The sequence below is a fragment of the Streptomyces sp. NPDC050315 genome, assembly GCF_040655775.1.
Classification (GTDB): domain Bacteria; phylum Actinomycetota; class Actinomycetes; order Streptomycetales; family Streptomycetaceae; genus Streptomyces.
Window position 1 is genome coordinate 634599 of the sequence record NZ_JBFAKN010000004.1, and the last position, 22606, is coordinate 657204.

General features: G+C 71.0%; 20 protein-coding genes. 9 read left to right on the forward strand and 11 right to left on the reverse strand.

Annotation, left to right across the window (positions count from 1 at the left end; translation table 11 throughout):
• Positions 1-79 precede the first annotated feature (79 nt).
• The gene (locus tag AB0I82_RS18120; RefSeq protein WP_363258221.1) at positions 80-595 is read left to right on the forward strand and encodes an ATP-binding protein; all 516 of its coding nucleotides are present in this window, start codon (positions 80-82) and stop codon (positions 593-595) included.
• 74 nt (positions 596-669) lie between these two features.
• Here AB0I82_RS18120 and dapC read toward each other — a convergent pair whose 3' ends face one another.
• Together dapC and fdxA are read right to left on the reverse strand one after the other, a co-directional pair.
• A complete protein-coding gene (gene dapC, locus AB0I82_RS18125; protein WP_363258222.1) occupies positions 670-1767 on the reverse strand; it encodes a succinyldiaminopimelate transaminase in 1098 nt (365 codons plus the stop codon).
• Positions 1768-1858: 91 nt separating this feature from the next.
• Positions 1859-2179 (reverse strand): ferredoxin, encoded by a 321-nt coding sequence (gene fdxA, locus AB0I82_RS18130; RefSeq protein ID WP_016642910.1) that lies wholly within the window; start codon positions 2177-2179, stop codon positions 1859-1861.
• A 141-nt stretch (positions 2180-2320) separates the two neighbouring features.
• Between fdxA and AB0I82_RS18135 the strand changes: the two genes are divergently transcribed.
• Together AB0I82_RS18135 and AB0I82_RS18140 are read left to right on the forward strand one after the other, a co-directional pair.
• A complete protein-coding gene (locus tag AB0I82_RS18135) occupies positions 2321-3328 on the forward strand; it encodes a GNAT family N-acetyltransferase (RefSeq protein ID WP_363258223.1) in 1008 nt (335 codons plus the stop codon).
• 17 nt (positions 3329-3345) lie between these two features.
• On the forward strand, positions 3346-4200 hold the full coding sequence (locus AB0I82_RS18140) for a transglutaminase-like domain-containing protein (protein ID WP_363258225.1): 855 nt from the start codon (positions 3346-3348) through the stop codon (positions 4198-4200).
• A gap of 19 nt (positions 4201-4219) precedes the next feature.
• On the opposite strand, the gene AB0I82_RS18145 is transcribed toward AB0I82_RS18140, so the two are convergent.
• From AB0I82_RS18145 to AB0I82_RS18165, 5 genes are all read right to left on the reverse strand, one after another.
• The gene (locus AB0I82_RS18145) at positions 4220-5332 is read right to left on the reverse strand and encodes a PP2C family protein-serine/threonine phosphatase (RefSeq protein ID WP_363258226.1); all 1113 of its coding nucleotides are present in this window, start codon (positions 5330-5332) and stop codon (positions 4220-4222) included.
• 151 nt (positions 5333-5483) lie between these two features.
• Entirely contained in the window at positions 5484-7664 is a 2181-nt protein-coding gene (locus tag AB0I82_RS18150) for a hypothetical protein (RefSeq protein WP_363258227.1), read from the reverse strand.
• 165 nt (positions 7665-7829) lie between these two features.
• Entirely contained in the window at positions 7830-8297 is a 468-nt protein-coding gene (locus tag AB0I82_RS18155) for a DUF6113 family protein (protein WP_363258228.1), read from the reverse strand.
• Positions 8294-9226: an N-acetyl-1-D-myo-inositol-2-amino-2-deoxy-alpha-D-glucopyranoside deacetylase gene (mshB, locus tag AB0I82_RS18160; protein ID WP_363258229.1), complete on the reverse strand. Its 933-nt coding sequence runs from the start codon at positions 9224-9226 to the stop codon at positions 8294-8296. Before mshB ends, AB0I82_RS18155 begins: the two co-directional genes overlap by 4 nt.
• A 111-nt stretch (positions 9227-9337) precedes the next feature.
• The gene (locus AB0I82_RS18165; protein WP_030264052.1) at positions 9338-9532 is read right to left on the reverse strand and encodes a hypothetical protein; all 195 of its coding nucleotides are present in this window, start codon (positions 9530-9532) and stop codon (positions 9338-9340) included.
• A gap of 206 nt (positions 9533-9738) precedes the next feature.
• Here AB0I82_RS18165 and AB0I82_RS18170 point away from each other — a divergent pair, with 206 nt between their 5' ends.
• The 6 genes from AB0I82_RS18170 (at position 9739) to AB0I82_RS18195 (ending at position 18482) form a co-directional block, all read left to right on the forward strand.
• A complete protein-coding gene (locus AB0I82_RS18170) occupies positions 9739-11892 on the forward strand; it encodes a prolyl oligopeptidase family serine peptidase (RefSeq protein ID WP_363258230.1) in 2154 nt (717 codons plus the stop codon).
• A 368-nt stretch (positions 11893-12260) separates the two neighbouring features.
• A complete protein-coding gene (locus AB0I82_RS18175; RefSeq protein ID WP_363258232.1) occupies positions 12261-13292 on the forward strand; it encodes an ABC transporter permease in 1032 nt (343 codons plus the stop codon).
• An 89-nt stretch (positions 13293-13381) separates the two neighbouring features.
• On the forward strand, positions 13382-15178 hold the full coding sequence (locus AB0I82_RS18180; protein ID WP_363258233.1) for an ABC transporter substrate-binding protein: 1797 nt from the start codon (positions 13382-13384) through the stop codon (positions 15176-15178).
• Positions 15179-15292: 114 nt separating this feature from the next.
• Entirely contained in the window at positions 15293-16270 is a 978-nt protein-coding gene (locus AB0I82_RS18185; RefSeq protein WP_363258234.1) for an ABC transporter permease, read from the forward strand.
• A gap of 11 nt (positions 16271-16281) precedes the next feature.
• Positions 16282-17343 (forward strand): ABC transporter ATP-binding protein, encoded by a 1062-nt coding sequence (locus tag AB0I82_RS18190; RefSeq protein WP_363258235.1) that lies wholly within the window; start codon positions 16282-16284, stop codon positions 17341-17343.
• 14 nt (positions 17344-17357) lie between these two features.
• Positions 17358-18482 (forward strand): dipeptide ABC transporter ATP-binding protein, encoded by a 1125-nt coding sequence (locus tag AB0I82_RS18195; RefSeq protein ID WP_363258237.1) that lies wholly within the window; start codon positions 17358-17360, stop codon positions 18480-18482.
• Positions 18483-18658: 176 nt separating this feature from the next.
• Here the strand turns inward: AB0I82_RS18195 and AB0I82_RS18200 are convergent, their stop codons facing one another.
• From AB0I82_RS18200 to AB0I82_RS18215, 4 genes are read right to left on the reverse strand one after another with little or no spacing between them, the layout of a single operon-like run.
• Positions 18659-19687 (reverse strand): dipeptide ABC transporter ATP-binding protein, encoded by a 1029-nt coding sequence (locus tag AB0I82_RS18200; protein WP_363258239.1) that lies wholly within the window; start codon positions 19685-19687, stop codon positions 18659-18661.
• Positions 19677-20699 carry an ABC transporter ATP-binding protein gene (locus AB0I82_RS18205; RefSeq protein WP_363258240.1) on the reverse strand — a complete coding sequence of 341 codons (1023 nt, stop codon included), beginning with the start codon at positions 20697-20699 and terminating at the stop codon, positions 19677-19679. The genes AB0I82_RS18200 and AB0I82_RS18205 overlap by 11 nt, the downstream gene beginning before the upstream one ends.
• Before the next feature lie 17 nt (positions 20700-20716).
• Positions 20717-21688, reverse strand: coding sequence for an ABC transporter permease (locus tag AB0I82_RS18210; protein WP_363258241.1), 972 nt, complete (start codon positions 21686-21688; stop codon positions 20717-20719).
• Positions 21681-22604: an ABC transporter permease gene (locus AB0I82_RS18215; RefSeq protein WP_363258242.1), complete on the reverse strand. Its 924-nt coding sequence runs from the start codon at positions 22602-22604 to the stop codon at positions 21681-21683. Before AB0I82_RS18215 ends, AB0I82_RS18210 begins: the two co-directional genes overlap by 8 nt.
• Between the last annotated feature and the right edge of the window lie 2 nt (positions 22605-22606).

The window sequence follows — 22606 nt, forward strand, 5'->3', positions numbered from 1 at the left end:
CCGGCAGTCGACTGCCGCCGCCCGGCGGACACCGCACGTCTGATCAGAAGAACAAGTCCCTCTCCGTCAAAGGAGCACCATGTCCCTCCCCCTTACGCGTCGGATCGCCCGGGCCGCGCTGCTGGTCGCAGCGGGCGCAGCTCCCGTGGTCGGCGCCGCCGGCTCCGCGAGCGCCGTGGACCTGCCCAAGGCCGCCGACCTGGGTGGACTGACCAAGGTGGACCCGTCGAGCGTCACCGAGACCGCCGGCAACGCCCTGGAGAACACCAGCGCCGTGGCCGGCCCGGTCGCCGGTGAGGTCGTGAAGGAGGCCGTCCCGGAGGCCGGCCGGACCGGCAATGAGACGCTGCGCAAGCTCAACCCCACCGCCAAGAAGACCACCGGTCACGTCACGGGCACCAAGGACGCCGTCGGCGACACCACCCGGTCGCTGCCCACCGAGGGACTCACCAAGGAGCTGCCGCTCGCGGAGCAGCTGCCCGCGGCCGAGCTGCTCGGCCAGCTGCCGCTGGCCAAGGGCCTGCCGACCGACAGCCTGGGCGGTCTGCCGATCGGCGGCGTGCTCGGCACACTGGGCGGCGGCGGCCTCGGCTGACACCCCGCCGAACGGCCGAGGGGCCCGGGAGCAGCTGCTCCCGGGCCCCTCGCGCGTGTCCGCGACCGGGTCCGCTACTCGGCGAGCCGGCGGACCGCCGCGTCCACCCGCTCGTCGGTGGCGGTGAAGGCGATCCGTACGAACTGCCCGCCCGCCGGGCCGTAGAAGTCGCCCGGCGCGACGAGGATGCCGCGCTTGGAGAGGTCGCCGACGGTGTCCCAGCAGGGCTCGTCGCGGGTCGCCCACAGGTACAGCGACGCCTCGCTGTGCTCGATGCGGAAGCCCGCGGCCTCGAAGGCGGCGCGCAGCGCGGTACGGCGGCGGGCGTAGCGCTCGCGCTGCTCGGCGACGTGCTCGGTGTCGCCCAGCGCCGCGATCGTGGCAGCCTGCACGGGCGCCGCGACCATCATGCCGCCGTGCTTGCGGATCTGCAGCAGCTCACCGAGGACCGCGGCGTCACCGGCCAGGAAGGCCGCCCGGTAGCCCGCCAGGTTGGAGCGCTTGGAGAGCGAGTGCACGGCGACGAGGCCGTCGTACGAACCGCCGTTGATCTCCGGGTGCAGCACGGAGACCGGGTCGGCCTCCCAGCCCAGCTCCAGGTAGCACTCGTCGCTGAAGATCAGTACGCCGTGCTCGCGGGCCCAGGCGACCGTGCGGCGCAGCTCGTCGGCGCTCAGCACGCGTCCGGTGGGGTTGGACGGGGAGTTGAGCCACAGCAGCTTCAGGCCGGTGGGGTCCAGCTCGGTCGGGTCGTCGTAGACGACCGGCTCGGCGCCCGCCAGCCGCGCGCCGACCTCGTACGTCGGGTACGCCAGGCGCGGGTACGCGACCTTGTCCCCGGCGCCCAGGCCGAGCTGGGTGGGCAGCCAAGCCACCAGCTCCTTGGAGCCGACGACGGGCAGCACGTTCTCGTGGGTGAGGCCGGTGGCGCCGAGGCGGCGGCCCGCCCAGCCGGTGAGCGCGTCGCGCAGCGCCGGCGTGCCCCACACGGTCGGATAGCCCGGGCTGTCCGACGCGTCGGCGAGCGCCTTCTGGATCAGCGGCGGCACCGGGTCGACCGGGGTCCCCACGGACAGGTCCACGATGCCGTCGGCATGCGCGGCGGCCGTCGCCTTGTAGGGCTCCAGCCGGTCCCAGGGAAAGACGGGGAGGCGTGCGGATACTGCGCCCACGTTGCTCTTCTTTCGTACGTGTCGGGGAACGGCTCGGTCCCGTACGGCGGTGCAGGCCGTACGGGACCGGAGCGGCGCTCGGGCCTGCCGCTTACTGGTTCTGCGGCGGCAGGGCGGCGATGAAGGAGTGGTCCCTCTCGATCAGACCCAGCTTCGACGCACCACCGGGCGAGCCCAGCTCGTCAAAGAACTCGACGTTCGCCTTGTAGTAGTCCTTCCACTCCTCCGGGGTGTCATCCTCGTAGAAGATGGCCTCGACCGGGCAGACCGGCTCACAGGCGCCACAGTCGACGCATTCGTCCGGGTGGATGTACAAGGACCGGGAGCCCTCGTAGATGCAGTCGACCGGGCACTCCTCGATGCACGCCTTGTCCTTGACGTCGACACAAGGCTGCGCGATGACGTAGGTCACGCTGTCGTTCCTCCTCGTTAGGGCCGGCGGACCGTCTTTGGGGCGGCCGCCTCAGGGCGCGCGGGAGCGCGGCGTCGTCGATGCCCGCACCTAGTATCTCCGGTCCCGGGCACGAGACGAACAAGAGGGGCGGGCACAGCTGTGGAATTCACCACGGGCGGACGACTGGAGGTCGCCATCACCCCTGCTGACGTGGGGAAAAGGGTATCGGTACGCAGGCTCGCCGAGCCCGGCGCGTCCACGGAGCGATTCACCGACACGGTCGGTGTTCTCACATCGTGGGACGATGGTGTGCTGAGCATCACACGACGGTCGGGTGAGGAGGTGCGGATCATGCAGAGCGCGCTGGTCGCGGGCAAGGTTGTCCCTGCCGCACCGGCCCGCCGGAGAGGCCCCGCGACGAGCGCGCGGGAGCTCACGGAGGTCGCCGCGCGCGGCTGGCCGGCTGTCGAGACGGAACGGCTCGGGGAGTGGACACTCAGAGCTGCCGCCGGATTCACCAAGCGAGCCAACTCCGCGCTGCCGGTCGGCGACCCCGGCGTCCCGCTGGACGCCGCGCTGGACCGCGTCCGCGCCTGGTACGCAGCGCGCGGCCTGCCCCCGTACGTCGTCGTGTCCACCGGCGCGGCGGACAGTGACGAGCTGCTCGCCGCCGAGCTGGAGCGGCGCGGCTGGACGGCCGAACGGCACACGGTCGTACGCGTCGGGGCCCTGGCCCCGCTCGCCGACACCGATGCCGATCTGACGCGGGTCCGGCTGTCTCGCGAGCCGGACGCCGGCTGGATCTCGATGTACAACCGGAGCGCCGACGCGCCGCCCGAGGCGATCAAGGTGCTGACCGGCGGGCCTTCGGTGTGGTTCGCGACGGTGCCGGGCGAGGACGGGCCCGCCGCCATCGGGCGGGTGGTGGTCGACGGCCGCTGGGCGGGCTTCGCCGCCGTGGAGGTCGCCCCGGACCACCGCCGTCAGGGCCTGGCCACGCTGGTGATGTCCGCGCTCGCCGAGCGGGCGCTCCAGGAGGGCGCCTCGGCGGCGTATCTGCAGGTCGAGGCGGACAATGCCGGGGCCCATGCGCTGTACGACGGCCTCGGCTTCACCGATCACCACCACTACCACTACCGGCGCGCCCCGCAGGACGGCCCCCGCTGAACGGGTACGGACCTGACATGCACCCCGACTCCGATCCCGGACGCGACGCCGCCGCACGGCGCGAACAGTTCGCCGCGGCCGCGCGCGAGAAACGCCCCGACCTGGCACTGCTGTGCCTGCTGCTGGCCGCGGAGGCCGATCCGGGGCTGGACGAGCACGCCCTGGACGCCACGCAGATCGAGCTGGACCGGCTGGCCGGGCTGCTGCCGTACCAGCCGGCCGGCGGGCCGCGTGCCTGGGCCCGTAACGTCGCCGAGCTGCTCGGCCACCGCTGCGGCTTCCACGGCCTGCCCGCCGACTACCAGCGGCTGGAGTCCTCGCTGCTCCACGAGGTGCTGCGGCGCCGCCGCGGACTGCCGATCCTGCTGTCCGTGGTGTGGACGGAGGTCGCGCGGCGGGCCGGCGCTCCGGTGTACGGCGTGGCGCTGCCCGGGCACTACGTCGTCGGGTTCGGCGACCCGTACGGCGCGCATGTGCTGGTCGACCCGTTCGACGGCGGGCGCATCCTGACCGACGAGGACGCCGGGCTGCTGGTCGCGGGCGCGACCGGCGAGCCGCTGACGCCGCAGATGCTGGCGCCCGCCGATCCCCTGGAGACCGTCCTGCGCGTCCTGAACAACATCAGGGCCTGGGCGGCGGCCCGCCCCGAGCGCAGCGACGTACGGCTGTGGGCGATCGAGCTGTCGCTGCTGCTGCCGAGCCATCCGGCGCGGCTGCGGCACGAGCACGCCAAGGTGCTGGTGGAACGGGGCGACTTCGTGCGCGGCGCGGCGGAGCTGGAGGAGTACGCGACGGTGGTGGAGGCGGTGGACCCGGCGGCCGCCGAAACGGTCCGCCGGCAGGCGGCGGCGGCCCGGGCGATGCTGAACTGAGAGCCGGGGCCCCGACGCTTCAGCGGGCGGCCACCGTCGGCCGCAGCGGCGCGCTGTCCGGGCTGCGCCGGACGACCAGTACCGTCGCATCGTCCCGCAGCGCCCCGTCCGTGAAGTCCGCCAGGTCGGCGCGGAGGACCGCGGCCAGCTCGGCCGGGCCGAGCCCGGTCCACCCCGCCAGCCGCTCGCGCAGCGGGTAGAACGTGCCGTCCGGGCCGCGGGCCTCGGTCACCCCGTCGGTGCACAGCACGGCCCAGTCCTCCTCCAGCGGCCACGCGTCGTACGCCCGGCGCCGCTCGCCGGTCAGGTCGCCCAGGCCGAGCGGCAGCCAGTTGCCCTCGTCACGCTCGGTGACGGCGTCGCCGCGGACGACGTAGTACGGGATGTGTCCGCAGGACAGCGAGCGGCCGTGGCCCTCGGGGCCGACCTCCATGAGCAGCGCCGTCACGAAGCGCTCCTTGCCGCCCTGCGCGACCGCGCGCGCGTTGTACCGCTTCAGGGACGCCTCCATGCGCTCGGCGACCCCCTCCAGCGTCGCTTCGTAGTGCGCGGCCTCGCGGAAGGACGCCAGCGCCTCGTGGCCCGCGCCGATCGCGGGCATGCCCTTGCCCTGTACGTCGCCGATGACCAGGCGGGTGCCGTACGGCGTCTCGACCGCCTCGTAGATGTCGCCGCCGACCCGGGCGCCCTCCAGCGCGGAGACGTAGAAGCCCGCGACGCCGTACCGTCCGGCGCGCAGCGGCAATTCGTGCAGCATGGCCTGCTGGACCTCGTCGGCGACCATCCGGGTGCGGTCGTAGGCGTCGTCGCGCCGCCGCCGGTTGTGGCACAGCCCCAGGGAGAAGGCGGCGACCACGAGGGTGCCGACGATCCCCACGAGGGAGCCGGACGGGGTCCAGTCCACGAAGTTGAGCGAGTAGATCCAGGCGCTCGCGGCGACGAACGTGCCCGTCACCGCGGCGGTCCAGCGGGCGGAGCAGCGCAGCGCAGCGAACATGGGCACGACGCCGGCGAAGGAGATGATGCGCACCTGCGGGCCCGTGATCGAGTCCGCCAGCGCGAGCAGGACCACCACGACGATCAGGAGCAGTGCTCTCCGGCGGCCGGAGTGCTTCAGACGCGTGAAAGGCATAACACTGACCAGCATGCGCCCGCCGCGCGCCGCCCCACAGGGGCGAAGGTCCCGCCATACGGGGGCATTCGCGGGCAGTACGGGAAAGCCCCAACAGAACGAAAAGGCCCCCACGGACGTGCCGTGCGGGCCTTCGCGTCGTCGCCGCTGGTCAGCTCGGATTCGTCGGGATGGTGACGACCCGCTGGGCCGGGGTGGCGCCGCGCAGCGCCTGGCTGACGGCGCTCGCGACCTCCTCGACGCTGACCGGCTTCTTCGAGCCGTCGCCCTTGGTGACCAGGACGCCCTTGAAGGTGTCGCCGTAGAGGGACTTCAGGGCCGGCCGGTCGTAGTACTCCACGAGCTTGCCGTTCACGGGCTTCATGGAGAGGAACTTCGGGATCGACTTCTCGGGGCTGAAGGACACCGTGTGCTCCGCGTCCGTCCGCACCGTGATCAGCCCGGACATCGCCGGCCTGGCGAAGGTCTTCAGGGCGCGGTTCACCTCGGAGTCCGGGACCGTCGGCCGCTGCATGCTGGTCTTCAGGGCGACGGGCTGCCCGTCGGCACCGGCGAGCCGCTCCTGGTACGCCTGGGTGACCTCCTGCTTGGCGGCCGCGACGTCGATCGACTTGTACGGCTTGCCGTAGTGCGGGACGGCCTTGCCGGCGGCGAACACTATGCCGCCGTCCTTGGCCGCGCCCTGCTCGCCGGCCACCGCCTTCAGCGCGATGTCCAGCTTCTCGTCGTCGACGATCATCGCGGGCTCGGCCGTACGGGCGCCGCCGAAGAGCGAGCCGATGACCGAGACCGGGTTGTAGTCGCGGCCCGCCGCGCCCCGGACGGTGGCCTGGGTGTCGATGTCCAGGCCCGCCTTGGCGGGCAGCAGGGTCTGCGGCTGCCCGTCGACGGTCAGCTTCAGCGGCGCGGTCCGGGTGTCCTTCAGGGCCGCGTCGAGCTTCTCGACGGCCTGTTCCTTGGTCGACCCGCCGATGTCCACGCCGAGCGCGGTGGTGCCGCCGGGCACGTCGGAGTGGTCCAGCACCAGCCCGGCGCCGTAGGCGACGGCCGCGAGCACGACGATGCCGCCGAACGCGAGGACGAGCTTGTTACGGCCCTTCTTGCGCGGGTTGATCGGCTCGGGGATCTGCGCGCGCTGCGGGGGCTTCGGCGCCGCGGACGCGTCGGAGGGACCCGAACGGGCCCCGCGCTTCGGAGCCGGCGGCGCGCTGTCGGCGGACACCGTCGGAATGCCGCTGACCAGCGTGTCGCTGGAGGTGCGGTCGTCCGTGCCGGTGACCGGGCCCACTGCGCCCCCGGGCGGGGCCTGCTGCGGGGTCAGCGGGGCGGTGTCGTCCCTCAGGGGCGGCGGGGTGGCGCCCCCGGTGAGCCCGCCACCGGGCCAGTCGCCGCTCGGCCAGTCGTCGGTACCGGCGGGCGCGCCGCCGGGCCGCTCACCGGTGAGCCCGGAGGGACCGGACGGCGGCAGCGTCTCGCCCGCCGCCAGCGCCTCCAGCCCGGAGCGCGGCCGGCCGCCGTCCGCGTGACCGGCCCCCGGGAAGTCGCCCCCGGGACCGTTCCCGGGGAAGGAGAGGTCGCCGCTGGCCGGGCCGGTCGTCGGCCCCGACGGACCGGGCGTGCCGGGCGGGGTGCCGCCGGGGCCCGCCGGACCGCCGCCACCGGGCGCCGCCGGGCCGTCGGAGAAGTACGGCAGGACGGAGTCCTGGCCGGGCGCGGACTGACCGGGCGCGGACTGGCCGGGACGGCCGCCGCCCGCCGGGCGCTGCGGGAACTGTCCGCTGCCGGAGCCCTGGCCGCCGGCGGGGCTCTGGCCGCCGGTGGGCGGGGTGCCGGTGGGCGGGGTGCCGCCCTGCGCCGCGGGGGCCTGGCCGGCCGCCGGGCGCTTGGGCCGGCGCGGCGCGAACCAGTCGCTGGTACCGGTCGGGCCCGCGGGCTCCTTCCGGTCCTCGGGCGCGTTCTCGGCGGACGCGGCGGGCGTGCCGAGCGCGGGCGGCGCGGCCTGCGGCCGGGGCCGCGGCGTACTGCCCGTGCGCTCGGCGGTCCGGCCGCTGCCGGCGCCGCCGCGGCCGCCACCGGCCCCGTCGGCACCGTTCGCGGCGGCGTCCTCGCCGACCGGCTTGCGCACCACGACCGGCGGGATCGGCCGCGACCCCGGAATGTTGATCTTGATGCGGGTGGTCAGCGTGGTCTCGGTCCTGGGCTCCTCCGGCCGCGCCGCTACCGCCTCGTCGGCGTCGCCCTGGCGGGTTCCGTACGGCGGGGTTCCCGAGGGGTAGGCGGCAGCGCCGCGCCCCTGGGGCCCGGAGGACGAACTGTCAGATTCACGACTCAAAGCAGGATCTCCCGGTTGGCTCCGCCGCTCGTCATCGACGTGCTTGGGCGGCTCGGCGGCGCGCACCACCATACTGTCCGGCGCGGGCGGGGATCCGGGGTGCGGCGGAACGCTCCCCGTACGGACGCCTGCCCGCGCCGCCGAACAAGGGCCTCGGACGGCCCGTCACATGCCACGTCGTACCGCACCCAGGTGCGCAGGACGACCCATGGACGTCGTGGTACAGATCACAGCGACGGCGATGCCGCCCAGCAGGAAGGCATAGGCCCCGAGCCCGGCGCCGAAGACGAAGTCGCCCTCGGCACGCGTCGCGCTGAGCGCGATCACCGTCAGCAGCCAGGCGGCGGCCGGGACCAGCGCCCCGACGACCGAGACGGCCGCCCGCGCGCCTCCGGTGAACAGCGCCGCGGCGCCCGCCAGCGCGAGCAGCAGGCCGCCGGGGAACCATGCCCCCTGGACCAGCGCCCCGGCCACCGCGACCAGTACGCCCAGGACGACCAGGAGCACGTACAGCCCGGCCTTCAGCACGCCGCCGGGGGCCGTCTCCGGCTCCCGCGGCGCCTTCGCCTCGGCCGCTCCGGCGCCGCCGCCGGCCGCCCGGCTGCGCTTGTCCGCACCGTCGTTGCCGCTCATCGCGCCGTCTCCCTCGTGTCCGCGGCCGGCTCCGGCCCGTCCGTCCGTACGCCCGCGAAGAGGTCGTCCTCGCGCTCACCGTCCGGTGCGCCGGGCGTGCCGCGCACGAGGCGGTAGTGCTCGTCGCCCAGCAGCGGCTGGCCGAGATCGTTGGAGAGCGCGAAGAAGGGGCCGTCCAGGGCGATCTGGGTGACGTGCGCGCGCATCGCCGCGGCCTTGGCCGCGCCGTGCTCGGGCGCGGCCGCGATCGAGGCGGTGACCTGGTCGTCCGGCACCACTCCGGGGACGTCGTCCACGGCGGCGACGCCGGGGAAGGACAGCCCGGCCGCGTGCAGCCGCTCGAAGCCGTCCTCGACGACGGAGCGCGGGTTGCAGTTCCAGTAGATCTTCTCGATCACGTGGGCCGCGCCGAGCTCCGGCCGGAAGGCGGGGTCGGCGGCCAGGTCGGCGGCGCGCATCGCGACCCGGTGGGCCTGGATGTGGTCGGGGTGGCCGTAGCCGCCGTCCGGGTCGTAGGTGATCAGGACCTGCGGGCGCACCTCACGGACCACCGCGACCAGGTCGCCGGCGGCCGTGTCCAGGTCGGCCTGCCAGAAGGCGTCCGGGCGGTCGTTCTGGGGCGCGCCCATCATCCCGGAGTCGCGGTAGCGGCCCGGGGCGCCGAGCTGGCGGTGGTCGGTGACGCCCAGCTCGGCCATGGCGGCGGCCAGTTCGCCGCTGCGGTACGGGCCGAGCACGTCGTCCTTGTCGGCGGCCAGATGCGCGAGGTGCGGCGGGATGACCTCGCCCTCCTCGCCGAGAGTGCAGGTCACCAGCGTGACGAGGGCGCCCTCGGCCGCGTATTTGGCCATGGTGGCGCCGTTGTTGATCGACTCGTCGTCCGGGTGCGCGTGCACCAGCAGCAGACGGCGGGCGGGAAGGTCGGACATGGGGACAGCGTACGAGCCGTACGTGCGGCACGGGGAACCCGACCGGATGATCCACCCGGTCGGGCTCGATGGCGCACGTCACCGGCCGCCGAGGCGGCCGTACTCACACGCTCAGAACTTGATGCCGCCGATCATCCCCGCGATGTTGGTCGTCAGCTCTCTGATGGTCGGCGCGATCGTCGAGCTCGCGATGTAGAAGCCGAGCAAGATGCACACGACTGCGTGGCCCGCCTTCAAGCCTGACTTCTTCACCAGCAGGAAGACGATGATCGCCAGCAGCACCACCGCCGAAATCGAGAGTGCCACGGCGGTCACCTCCAAGTACGCACGGACGGAACGGGATTGGGCAGGTATGAGCCCCGGCCCTTTGGCCAATGGCTCCATACCCACACGCCTCAGCGATCATAACTATCGGCACGCACGCATATGCCGGTGCACGGGTGCAGAGTGGGGGCGCACACGATCTTCACGAGAGCGGCCACGGTGAGCCCCATGGCCCTTACGCTCGGCCCATGACCGGACAGCTCTCATTTCCCCGGCAGCACGCGCGCACCCAGCGCTTCAGCCTGGGCGTGCCGCGCGGCTTCAGCATCTCGCCGGATGGTACGCGCGTCGTCTTCCTCCGTTCCCGATCCGGCACCGATCGGGCGAATCTGTTGTGGGTCCATGACCTTGACGCCGGGCGCGAGTACCCCGCCGCCGACCCGGCGGGGCTGCTGGGCGGCTCCGACGAGGAACTGTCGCCGCAGGAGAAGGCGCGTCGCGAGCGGGCCCGGGAGGGCTCGGCCGGCGTGGTCGGCTACGCCACCGACGCGGCCGTGGAACTGGCCGCCTTCCCGCTCTCCGGACGGCTGTTCGTCTCCGAGCTGCGCGCCGGCACCTGCCGCGAACTGCCCGTTCCCGGCCCGGTGGTGGACCCGCGCCCGTCCCCGGACGGCCGGTACGTCGCGTACGTCGCGGAGGGCGCGCTGCGCGTCGTACCCGTGGACGGCGGCGGCACGGCGGACGGCGACCGGGCGCTGGCGGCCCCGGACGGGCCGGGCGTGACCTGGGGCCTCGCGGAGTTCATCGCGGCCGAGGAGATGAGCCGGTACCGCGGCTTCTGGTGGGCGCCGGAGAGCGACCGGCTGCTGGCCGCGCGGGTCGACGACTCCCCCGTACGCCGCTGGTGGATCGCCGACCCCGCGCACCCGGACAAGGCGCCGACCGAGGTGGCCTATCCCGCGGCCGGCACCCCCAACGCCGAGGTCACGCTGGCCCTGCTGGGCCTGGACGGGGAGCGCACGGACGTCGTCTGGGACCGCGAGCGCTATCCGTATCTGGCCCGGGTGCACTGGTCCCCCGCCGGCCCGCCGCTGCTTCTCGTGCAGTCCCGCGACCAGCGCTCCCAGCGCTATCTGGCGGTCGACACCGAGACCGGCGCGACGCGCCTGCTGCACGCCGACGAGGACCCCGTGTGGGTCGAGCCATATCCGGGCGTGCCGGCCTGGACGCCGGACCGGCGGCTGGTGCGGATCGCCGACGAGGGCGGCGCGCGCAAGCTCTTCGTCGGGGACCGGCCGCTGACGTCCGCGCCGCTGCACGTGCGCGGGGTGCTCGATATCGGCCAGGAAGATGTCCTGTTTTCGGCGAGCGGCGAGGACCTGCACGACGTGGGGGTCTACCGGGCCTGGTACCGCGGCAGCGGCGACCAGGGCGGCTGGGAGCGGGTGACGGAGCGCCCGTACGCCTCGTACTCCTCCGCGGTGCGCGTGGGCGAGGTGGCCGTCGTGTCCCACATGTGCGCGGAGCGGCCCGGGGCGCAGGTGGAGGTGCTGCGGCTGAGCGCCGACGGGAAGGAGACCCGGCTCGCGGAGATCCCCTCGCACGCCGAGACGCCGGTGCTCACCGCCCGGCCGCGGTTCACGACGGCGGGCGAGCGGGACATCCCGTGCGCGGTGCTGCTGCCCACCGGTTACGAGGAGGGGGACGGGCCGCTGCCGGTGCTGCTGGACCCGTACGGCGGGCCGCACGCGCAGCGCGTACTGGCGGCGCACAACGTCTTCCTCACCTCGCAGTGGTTCGCCGACCAGGGCTTCGCCGTGGTGGTCGCGGACGGCCGGGGCACGCCGGGCCGCTCCCCCGCCTGGGAGAAGGCGATTTCGCGTCGGGTCGCGGAGGTGGCGCTGGAGGACCAGGTCGACGCGCTGCACGCGCTCGCGGAGCGCTTCCCGCTGGACCTGGACCGGGTGGCCATCCGCGGCTGGTCCTTCGGCGGGTTTCTCGCCGGGCTGGCCGCGCTGCGCCGCCCGGACGTCTTCCACGCGGCGGTGGTGGGCGCGCCCGTCACCGACCAGCGGCTGTACGACACCCACTACACCGAGCGGTACATGGGCCACCCGGACGAGGATCCGGATTCCTATGTGAGGAATTCCCTGGTCACGGACGCCGGACTGGTCGAAGCAGCTGATCAGCACCGGCCAATGATGATCATTCATGGACTGGCCGACGACAATGTGGTCGTGGCGCATTCCCTGCGGTTCTCCTCGGCCCTGCTGGCGGCCGGCCGGCCGCACGAGGTACTCCCGTTGTCCGGCGTCACCCATATGACGCCGCAGGAACAGGTGGCCGAAAATCTGCTCCTTCTGCAAGTCGCATTCCTCAAGCGGAGCCTCGGCCTCTCCTAGTACCGCCGGTACGAGAAAAAGCGACCGGCCGGGGAGGCTACTGGCCTCCCCGGCCGGTCCACGGCACCCGCACGGCCGTACGCTGTCGAGGATGGCGCGTTCGTATATCGGTGCTGCGACAGCCAAGTGTCCTTCGTGTTAAGGATGTTGAGGCCGATATGTCGCTCATGACGTACACCTCCGGTAACTGTCAAGCACGCCGTGGCGTCGATCTGCGCAATCTTCGCTCAAGAAGCGAACAAGGTGGCTACGGTCCGTCCTCGGACTCTTGACTCCGCCGTAAATCACTTGCGAAAGTCCGCTCAACCAGCGGTGCGACTCTGTGCCGCTTCATGTTCCAAGAGAACTCGGCGCGGGGGCACTTCGCGATGACTAGTCCATCCCAGACCGCGGTTTCCAAGACCGACACCCCAGGACTTGGACCCGACGGGCTGAGCAAGGGAAAGGACCGCAAGGGCGGCGAATTGGTCGGCCGTTCGCCCGGCCAATTGATGTGGGCCCGCTTCCGGCGTGACCGCATCGGAGTGATCAGCGCATACGTCGTGCTGTTCTTCTTCGCCGTCGGCCTGCTGGCCCCGGTCATCTCCGCGCTGTACGGCAAGGACCCCTACACGCGGTACGGCATGCTCACCCCGGGCCTGCTGACGAACGGTTACCCGACCCAGCCCAACGGCGGCATCTCCAGCGAGTTCTGGTTCGGCATCGAACCGACCCTGGGCCGCGACGTGTTCATGCAGCTGATCTACGGCATCCGCACCACGCTGTACACCGCGGTGGCGATCACCATCGCCTCGGTGCTCACGGCCATCGTGCTCGGTGTGGCGGCCGGCTACTTCGGCGGCAAGATCGACTACTTCATCGGCCGGGTCATCGACCTGCTGATGGCCTTCCCGAACCAGCTGTTCTTCGTCGCCTTCGTGCCCGTCGTGGGCGCCGTCTTCGTGGCTCCCGAGGACGCCATGCCGACCTGGCTGCGCGCCACCATCCTGATCCTGGTGATGTGGTTCCTGGGCTGGATGAGCCTGGCGCGGCTGCTCCGCGGCACGGTCCTCTCGCTGCGAGAACGGGAGTACATCGAGGCCGCCAAGGTCTCCGGCGCCTCCCCGGCCCGCATCGTCCGGCGCGAACTGCTGCCGAACGTGGTGACGCCGATCCTGGTCCAGACGACGTACATGCTCCCGAACTTCGTGACGTCCATTGCGGGCCTGTCCTTCCTGGGCGTCGGCTTCGTCGAACCCACCCCGGACTGGGGGCGGATGTTCGCCAACGCCGCCGACTACTACCGCAACGACATCACGTACCTCTTCTTCCCCGGCCTGGCGATGGTCATCTTCATCGTCGCCTTCAACCTGCTCGGGGACTCGGTCCGGGACGCTTTCGACCCGAAGCGGGCTCGATGAGATCCGTTCCGTGGGGGGTGCTGCCACCCCGGCACCGCATGAGTCAGGCAGCAGCAACGGATCAACGACAGGCAGGTGCATATACCGTCATGAGCAGCAACCGTACGCGCAGAACTCACGCCACCTTGGTCGCCCTGGCCGCCGGCGCCCTGGTCCTCACCGCGTGCAGCAGCGGCGCGGGCACCAACACGGGCGGCGGTGAAGACCGGCAGGGCGCGGAGAAGCAGCGCGCGCAGATCGCGTTCGGCGACGCCGCGGCGTCCAAGGGGAAGGCCGAGGAGGTGCCGGGAGCCCAGAAGGGCGGCACGATCAAGGTCTACCAGCGCGACACCTACTCGCACCTGGACCCGGCACAGATCTACGTCAGCGACGAGGGCGCCCTCGCCACCCTGCTGTTCCGCAAGCTGACGACGTATCACATGGACAACAAGGGCAAGTACACCGTCGTCGGTGACCTCGCCACGGACAGCGGCCAGTCCTCCGACGGCGGCAAGACCTGGAAGTACACCCTCAAGGACAACGTGAAGTGGGAGGACGGCTCCCCGATCACCTCGAAGGACATCCGGCACTCCATCGAGCGGTCCTTCGCGCCCTTCATCACCGACGGTCCGTACTACCTCCAGCAGTGGCTGGCGGACTCCACGGACTACCGCAAGCTCCTGAAGGACGGCCCGTACAAGGGCAAGCACCTGCCGGACAGCATCCTTGAGACGCCGGACGACAAGACGATCGTCTTCCACTTCAAGTCGCCGCACCCGGACCTGCCTTACGCCCTGGCCATGGCCGGCTACGCCGCGGTGCAGGAGAAGAAGGACACCAAGGAGAAGTACGACAAGGCGCCGCAGTCCTCGGGCCCGTACAAGATCAAACCGGGGACCTTCAAGTCCGGCAAGGGCATGACGCTGGTCAAGAACACCGAGTGGGACCCGGAGACGGACAACTCCCGTCACCAGTACGTCGACAAGTTCGACATCCAGTTCGGTGTGTCCTACCCCGACTCGACCCAGCGTCTGATCGCGGACAACGCCGACAACCAGACGGCGATCAGCTTCAACAACCAGGTCGACGCGGCCAGCATGCAGACCGTGTCCAACGACCCGAAGGTGAAGAAGCGTTCGATCTCGGGCTACCAGCCCTACGTCGGCGTCATCAACTTCAACATGAACCGGATCAAGGACAAGAAGGTCCGCGAGGCCCTCGCCTACGCGATGCCGACGCAGGCCGTCCTGGACGCCTACGGCACCCCGGGCGGCGGCGAGCTGGCGGGCAGCTACATCAGCCCGACGGTCACCGGCTACAAGGACATCGACCCCTACGGCAAGCTCAAGAAGCCGCTGGGTGACGTGGCGAAGGCGAAGAAGATCCTGAAGGAAGCCGGCAAGACCGGCATGAAGATCACCTTCGCCTACATGAACGCGCCGGAGCCGCAGAAGTACTCGGTCTCCATCGTCGACAACCTCAAGAAGGCCGGCTTCGACGTCCAGCCGAAGGACCTGCCCTCCGACACGTACTACGACGTGATCGGCAAGGTGGACAACAAGTTCGACATCTACGCCTCGGCGTGGGGCGCGGACTGGCCGAGCGCCTCGACCGTGCTGCCGCCCACCATGGACGGCCGGCAGATCCAGGACGGCTCGCCGAACTACTCGCACTACAACAACCCGGAGTACAGCAAGGAGATGGACCGCATCTCCAAGATGGCGGACCAGGAGAAGGCGTCCGAGGAGTGGTTCAAGCTCAACGAGAAGATCCTCAAGGAGGACCTGCCGGCGATCCCGACCTTCTACTACAAGCAGATCCAGCTGCACGGCTCCAAGGTCGGTGGCGTCGTGAACAACGACATCATCAGCGGTGTCGACCCGACGAAGCTGTTCGTCAAGAAGTAACCGCGCCCTCGCGCCGGTAACCCTGGCGCCCGGTGTGCCCGTCCCGACCGGACGGGCACACCGCGCGGTCCCCACCCACCTCCTTCCGCTGCCCCACGAGAGCTGCGATCTGCCATGCTTCGTTTCCTTTTCCGCCGGTCCCTCGGCGCGATCGTGATCCTGCTGCTGATCAGCGCGTTCACCTTCTTCCTGTTCTTCGCCGCCCCACGGGATCCCGCGCTGCTGTCCTGCGGAAAGAACTGCACCCCGGACGCCATCGCCCTGATTCACAAGAATCTCGGCCTGGACAAGCCGATCCCCGTCCAGTACTGGGACTTCATGTCCGGCATCGTGACCGGGCGCGACTTCGCCCAGGGACCGTGCCCGGCCCCCTGCTTCGGCTACTCCTTCGCCAATGGCGACCCGGTCTGGGACACCATCGTCGACCGCTTCCCGACCACCGTCTCGCTGACCATCGGCGGCGCGGCGGTCTTCCTCACGGTCGGCCTGGGCACCGGCATGATCGCCGCCTGGAAGCAGGGCAAGCTGATCGACAAGGTCTTCAGCTCCGCCTCGCTGGTGCTGAGCTCGATGCAGATCTACTTCATCGGCCCCATCGTGCTGGCCCTGCTGGTGTACAACCTGGAAATCCTGGGGCAGCCGAAGTACGTCAACTTCACGGACAATCCAGCGGCCTGGTTCATGGGGCTGCTGATCCCCTGGTGCGTGCTCTCGGTCATCTTCACCGCGCAGTACACCCGTATGGCGCGCTCCTCGATGATCGAGCAGCTGGCCGAGGAGCACGTCCGTACCGCACGCGCCAAGGGCATGTCCCGGGGGACGGTCTTCTTCCGGTACGCCTGGCGAGGGTCCCTCATCCCCATCGTCACCATCTTCGGCATCGACCTCGGCTCGCTCTTCGGCGGCGCGATGATCACGGAGCAGACCTTCGCCCTGCCGGGCCTGGGCACCCTCGCGGTGCAGTCCGTGCAGAACACCGACCTGCCCATGGTCATGGGCGTGATGCTGTTCGCGGCGACGTTCATCGTCCTCTTCAACATCATCGTCGACGCCTGCTACGCGTTCATCGACCCGCGCGTGCGCCTGTCCTAGGAGAACCACCAGTGACCACACTCACCAAGACCGAAGGCGCACCGGTCCCGACCGGATCGGACCCCTTCCTGTCGGTACGCGACCTGTACGTGCGGTTCTCCACCGAGGACGGCATCGTCAAGGCCGTCGACGGGCTCTCCTTCGACCTGCGGAAGGGCCAGACGCTCGGCATCGTCGGCGAGTCCGGCTCCGGCAAGTCGGTGACCAACCTGGCCGTCCTGGGCCTGCACAACCCCGCCTCCACCGAGATCACCGGCGAGATCACGCTGGACGGCCAGGAGCTGACCGGCGCCCGCGAGCGCACGCTCCAGAAGCTCCGCGGCAACAAGATGGCGATGATCTTCCAGGACCCGCTGACGGCGCTCTCGCCGTACTACACGGTGGGCCGGCAGATCGCCGAGCCGTTCATGAAGCACACCGGCGCGAGCAAGCGCGAGGGCCGGCAGCGCGCCATCGAGATGCTGACCAAGGTCGGCATCCCGCAGCCGAACCTGCGGGTGGACGACTACCCGCACCAGTTCTCCGGCGGCATGCGCCAGCGCGCCATGATCGCCATGGCGCTGGTCTGCAACCCCGCGCTGCTCATCGCCGACGAGCCGACCACCGCGCTGGACGTCACCGTCCAGGCGCAGATCCTGGACCTCCTCAAGGACCTCCAGCAGGAGTTCGGCTCGGCGATCATCCTGATCACCCATGACCTCGGCGTGGTCGCCAACATGGCCGACGAGCTGCTGGTGATGTACGCCGGGCGGGCGGTCGAGCGCGGCACGGTCAAGGAGATCCTCACCACGCCGCAACACCCGTACACCTGGGGCCTGCTGGGCTCGATGCCGCGCCTGTCGGCCAGCGTCGACGAGCCGCTGCACCCGATCCCCGGCACCCCGCCGAGCCTGCTCAACCCGCCGTCCGGCTGCCCCTTCCACCCGCGCTGCGCCTTCACCTCGGAGGTGGGCGGTACCCGCTGCTCCGACGAGCGGCCGCTGCTGGCGCCGGGGCGCGCCTCGGCCTGCCATCTGACCGCCGAGCAGAAGCACACCTTCTTCACCGAGCAGATCAAGCCCCGGCTGGGCTAGGAGCGACGACCATCATGAGCGAAGCCAAAGACGTCACCCTCCCGGCCCCCCGCGACGCCGCCCCCGCGGGCGAACCGCTGCTGGTGACCGAGGGCCTGACCAAGCACTTCCCGATCATGGGCGGCTTTCCGTTCCGGCGGCGGATCGGCGCCGTGCAGGCGGTGGACGGGCTCGACCTGACCGTGTACTCGGGCGAGACCTTCGGCCTGGTGGGCGAGTCGGGCTGCGGAAAGTCCACGACGGGCCGGCTGCTGACCCGCCTCCTGGAGCCCACCAGCGGCACGATCTCGTACCGGGGCCAGGACATCACCCACGCGAACCGCAAGCAGCTCGCGCCCGTCCGGTCCGAGATCCAGATGATCTTCCAGGACCCGTACTCCTCGCTGAACCCGCGGCAGACCGTCGGCACGATCATCGGCGGCCCGATGGAGATCAACGGGATCAACCCGCCCGGCGGCCGCGAGAAGAAGGTCCGCGAGCTGCTGGAGACCGTCGGCCTCAACCCCGAGCACTACAACCGCTTCCCGCACGAGTTCTCCGGCGGCCAGCGGCAGCGCATCGGCGTGGCCCGCGCGCTGGCCCTGGAGCCGAAGCTGATCGTCGCGGACGAGCCGGTCTCGGCGCTGGACGTCTCCATCCAGGCGCAGGTCGTCAACCTCCTCCAGGAGCTCCAGCGCGAGCTGGGCATCGCGTTCCTCTTCATCGCCCACGACCTGGCGATCGTGCGGCACTTCAGCCAGCGGGTCGCGGTGATGTACCTCGGCAAGATCGTCGAGGTCGGCGACCGCGAGTCCATCTACACCCGGCCGCGCCACCCTTATACGCATGCGCTGCTTTCGGCGGTGCCGGAGGCCCGGCTGGCCGGGGACGACGAGGAGGACCGCGAGCGGATCCGGCTCGCGGGCGACGTACCCTCGCCGGTCAACCCGCCCTCCGGCTGCCGGTTCCGCACGCGGTGCTGGAAGGCGCAGGACAAGTGTGCGACGGAGGAACCGCCGTTGTTGCAGATCGCGGGGAACGCGGCGGGGCACCTGACGGCCTGCCACTTTCCGGAGGAGCCGACGATTGCCGCTCGGGGTGAGGACATCGTCCTGGATCCGGCACTGGCGGCGATCGAGGAGTCCTCGGACCGGGACTGACCGGGGCTGAGGGGCCACCCGCCGCGGTGGTCCCGGCCGTCGGCCGACCGTCCCGCCGCGGTGGCTGGTCGCGCAGTTCCCCGCGCCCCTTACGGGGCGCGGCTCAGGGGCGCGGGGAACTGCGCGCGCAACCACAACGGCGCGGCAGCCGGCCACCGGGCCCAAGGGGCACCCCCTTATTCGCTCGGCACGACGTGGCGTTCCTCCGCAAAGTGGCAAGCGGAGGGATGCGCCGGCCCCGCGGCCCCCGCGAACCACTCCGGTACGTCCAGCGGGGGCACGACCTCCGCACACACCGGCTGCGCCTTCCAACACCGCGTACGAAAGCGGCAGCCGCTCGGCGGATCCGCCGGCGACGGCACGTCCCCAGCCAGCAGGATCCGCTCCCGATGCTCCCGGGCCTCAGGGTCCGGGACCGGCACCGCGGACAGCAGCGCCTGCGTGTACGGATGCGTAGGGTGCCCGTAGATCTCGTCCTCCGTGCCGGTCTCCACGATCCGGCCCAGGTACATCACCGCCACCCGGTCCGAGATGTGCCGCACCACCGACAGGTCGTGCGCGATGAAGACGTAACTCAGGTCGAATTCGTCCTGGAGCCGCTCCAGGAGGTTCACCACCTGGGCCTGGACCGAGACGTCCAGCGCGGACACCGGCTCGTCCGCGACGATGATCTCGGGCCGCAGCGCCAGCCCCCGCGCGATGCCGATGCGCTGGCGCTGGCCGCCGGAGAACTGGTGCGGGTACCGGTTGACGTACTCCGGATTCAGCCCGACCACATCCAGCAACTCCTGCACCCGGCGCCGGCGGTCCCCCTTCGGGGCCACCTCCGGATGGATGTCGTACGGCTCGCCGATGATGTCGCCGACCGTCATTCGCGGATTCAACGACGTGTACGGGTCCTGGAAGACCATCTGGATGTTGCGGCGCACCGCCTTCAGCGCGCGCCCGGACAGCTGGGCGATGTCCTCGCCGTGGTACCGGATCGCGCCCGCGGTCGGCCGCTCCAGGCCGACCAGCGTCCTGGCGACGGTGGACTTGCCGCAGCCGGACTCCCCCACGATGCCGAGCGTTTCGCCCTTGTGCAGGTCGAAGGAGACGCCGTCGACCGCCTTGACCGCGCCGACCTGCTTCTTCAGGACGATGCCCTGGGTCAGCGGGTAGTGCTTGACCAGGTCGCGTACTTCGAGCAGGGACTCAGCGGACATGCGGCGGCTCCTCGTCTCGCACGGTCTCCTCCCAGAAGTGGCAGGCGCTGGACCGGCCCGGTGCCACGTCGTACAGCGGCGGCCGGTCGGTGGTGCAGACGTCCCGGGCGCGGGGGCAGCGCGGGTGGAAGGGGCAGCCGGGCGGGATGGCGGTCAGGCTCGGCGGCAGGCCCTTGATCGCGTACAGCTCCTGGCCCTTCTGGTCCAGCCGCGGGATGGAGTCCAGCAGGCCGCGCGTGTAGGGGTGCGCGGGGCACTTGTACAGGTCGTGAATGGGAGCGGTCTCGACGATCCGGCCCGCGTACATCACCGCGATCCGGTCGGCGACGTCCGCGACCACGCCCAGGTCATGGGTGATCAGGATCAGCCCCATGTCGTACTCCCGCTGGAGGTCCGCCAGCAGGTCCATGACCTGGGCCTGGACCGTCACGTCCAGCGCCGTCGTCGGCTCGTCGGCGATGATCAGGTCCGGCTCCAGGGCCAGCGCCATCGCGATCATGATGCGCTGGCGCATACCGCCGGAGAACTGGTGCGGGTAATCGCCGACCCGGCTGCGGGCCGCCGGGATCTTCACCCGGTCCATCAGCTCGACCGCCTTGGCCCGCGCGTCCTTCCGCTTCATGCCCCGGTGGACCTCGTACATCTCGCCGAGCTGCGCGCCCACCGACAGCACCGGGTTCAACGAGGACAGCGCGTCCTGGAAGATCATCGCCATTCGGGCGCCGCGCACCTTGCGCCGCTCCTCGGGCGTGGCCTTGAGCAGGTCCTGGCCCCGGAAGAGGACCTCGCCGCCGGTGACGAAGCCGGGCGGCGAGTCGAGGATGCCCATGACGGCCTGGGCGGTCACGGACTTGCCGGAGCCGGACTCGCCGAGCACGGCGAGCGTCTCCCCCGCGTCGACGCGGTAGCTGACGCCATTGACGGCCCGGGCGACGCCGTCGCGGGTACGGAACTCCACGTACAGGTCGCGCACATCGAGCAGCGGAGGCGGCGCCTCGGGATTCGTGGCCATCGGCGGTCTCCGTCTCCTCAGCGCAGCTTGGGGTCGAGGGCGTCGCGCACCGCGTCGCCGAGCATGATGAACGCCAGCACCGTGATCGACAGCGCGCCCGCCGGATACAGCAGCATGTGCGGCGCGTTGCGGATGTAGGTGGAGGCGGTGGAGATGTCGATGCCCCAGGAGACGGTGGGCGGCTTCAGGCCCGCGCCGAGGTAGGACAGCGTGGCCTCCAGGGAGATGTACGTACCGAGCGCGATGGTGGCGACGACGATGACGGGGGCCACGGCGTTGGGCGCGATGTGCCGCAGCAGCAGCCGGCCGGAGGAGGCGCCGAGCGCCCGCGCGGCCTGGACGTAGTCGTTCTGTTTGGCGGTGACGACGGAGCCGCGGGCGATCCGGGCGATCTGCGGCCAGCCGAGCAGCACGATGAAGCCGACCACCGGCCAGACCGTCTTGCTGGTGACGACGGAGAGGAAGACCAGGCCGCCGAGCAGCACGGGGATGCCGAAGAAGATGTCGGCGACGCGCGAGAGCAGCGCGTCCCACCAGCCGCCGAAGAAGCCGGCCAGCCCGCCGAGGGCGCTGCCGAGGAGGGCGGCACCGGCGGTGGCGCAGATGCCGACGGTGATGGAGGCGCGGGCGCCGTAGACGGTACGGGTGTAGACGTCCCGCCCCTGGGTGTCGAAGCCGAAGGGGTGGCCGGGCGCGGAGCCCTCCTGGGCCTTGGCGAGGTCGGCGCGGTACGGATTCCCGTCGGCGATCAACTGCGGCCAGATCGCGATCACGATCAGAAAGAGAATGATCAGCGCGGAGATGAGAAAGACAGGGTTGCGGCGCAGATCACGCCAGGCGTCGCCCCACAGGCTGCGCGGCTTGTCGCGCGGGCTCCCGCCCCGCCCGTTCCGGCCGCCCTCCAGCGTCTCGGCCTCGGCGATCGCGAGGGCCGTGGCACCGCCGTCCCCGGGGGTGACCGCTTCTTTCGGTACATAGCGCTCAGGCATAGCGGATCCTCGGGTCGAGGACGGCGTACAGCAGGTCGACGACGAGGTTGGCGAAGAGGAAGACCAGTACGAGGACGGTGACGAAGCCGACGACGGTGGGCGAGTTCTGCCGCAGGATGCCCTGGTAGAGCTGGAATCCGACGCCGTGGATATTGAAGATCCGCTCGGTGACGATGGCGCCGCCCATCAGCTGGCCGATGTCGGTACCGATGAAGGTGACCACCGGGATGAGGGAGTTGCGCAGCAGATGCCGCGTAACGACCCGGCGGCGCGGCAGTCCCTTGGCCACGGCGGTCCGTACGTAATCCGCGCGGGCGTTCTCCGCCAGCGAGGTGCGGGTCAGCCGGGTGACGTACGCAAGCGAGACCAGCGCGAGCACCACGCCCGGCAGCAGCAGCTCGTCCAGGTACGCGTCCGTGGAAACGGTCGGCTTCACCCACCCCCACTTCACCCCCAGCAGGAACTGCAGCACATAACCACTGACGAAGGTCGGGATGGACACCACGACCAGGGTGAAAACGAGAACACTGGTGTCCAGCGTGCGCCCGCGGCGCAGCCCGCTCAGCACACCGAGGGTGACGCCGACGATGATCTCGATGACGATGGCGACCAGGGTCAGCCGCAGGGTGACCGGGAAGGCGGTGCCCATCAGCTCGGTGACCGGCTGCCCGTTGAAGGCGGTGCCGAAGTCCCCGCGGAAGATCTGGCCCATGTAGTGCAGGTACTGCTTCCACAGCGGCTGATCGAGGAGGAGTTCCTCGCGAATACGGGCCGCGGTGGCGGGGTCGGGGGCGCGGTCGCCGAACATCGCGGCGACCGGGTCGCCCAGCGCGTACACCATGAAAAAGATCAGGAACGTGCTGCCGATGAACACCGGGATCATCTGGAGCAGCCGCCGGATGACGTAGCGTCCCATGA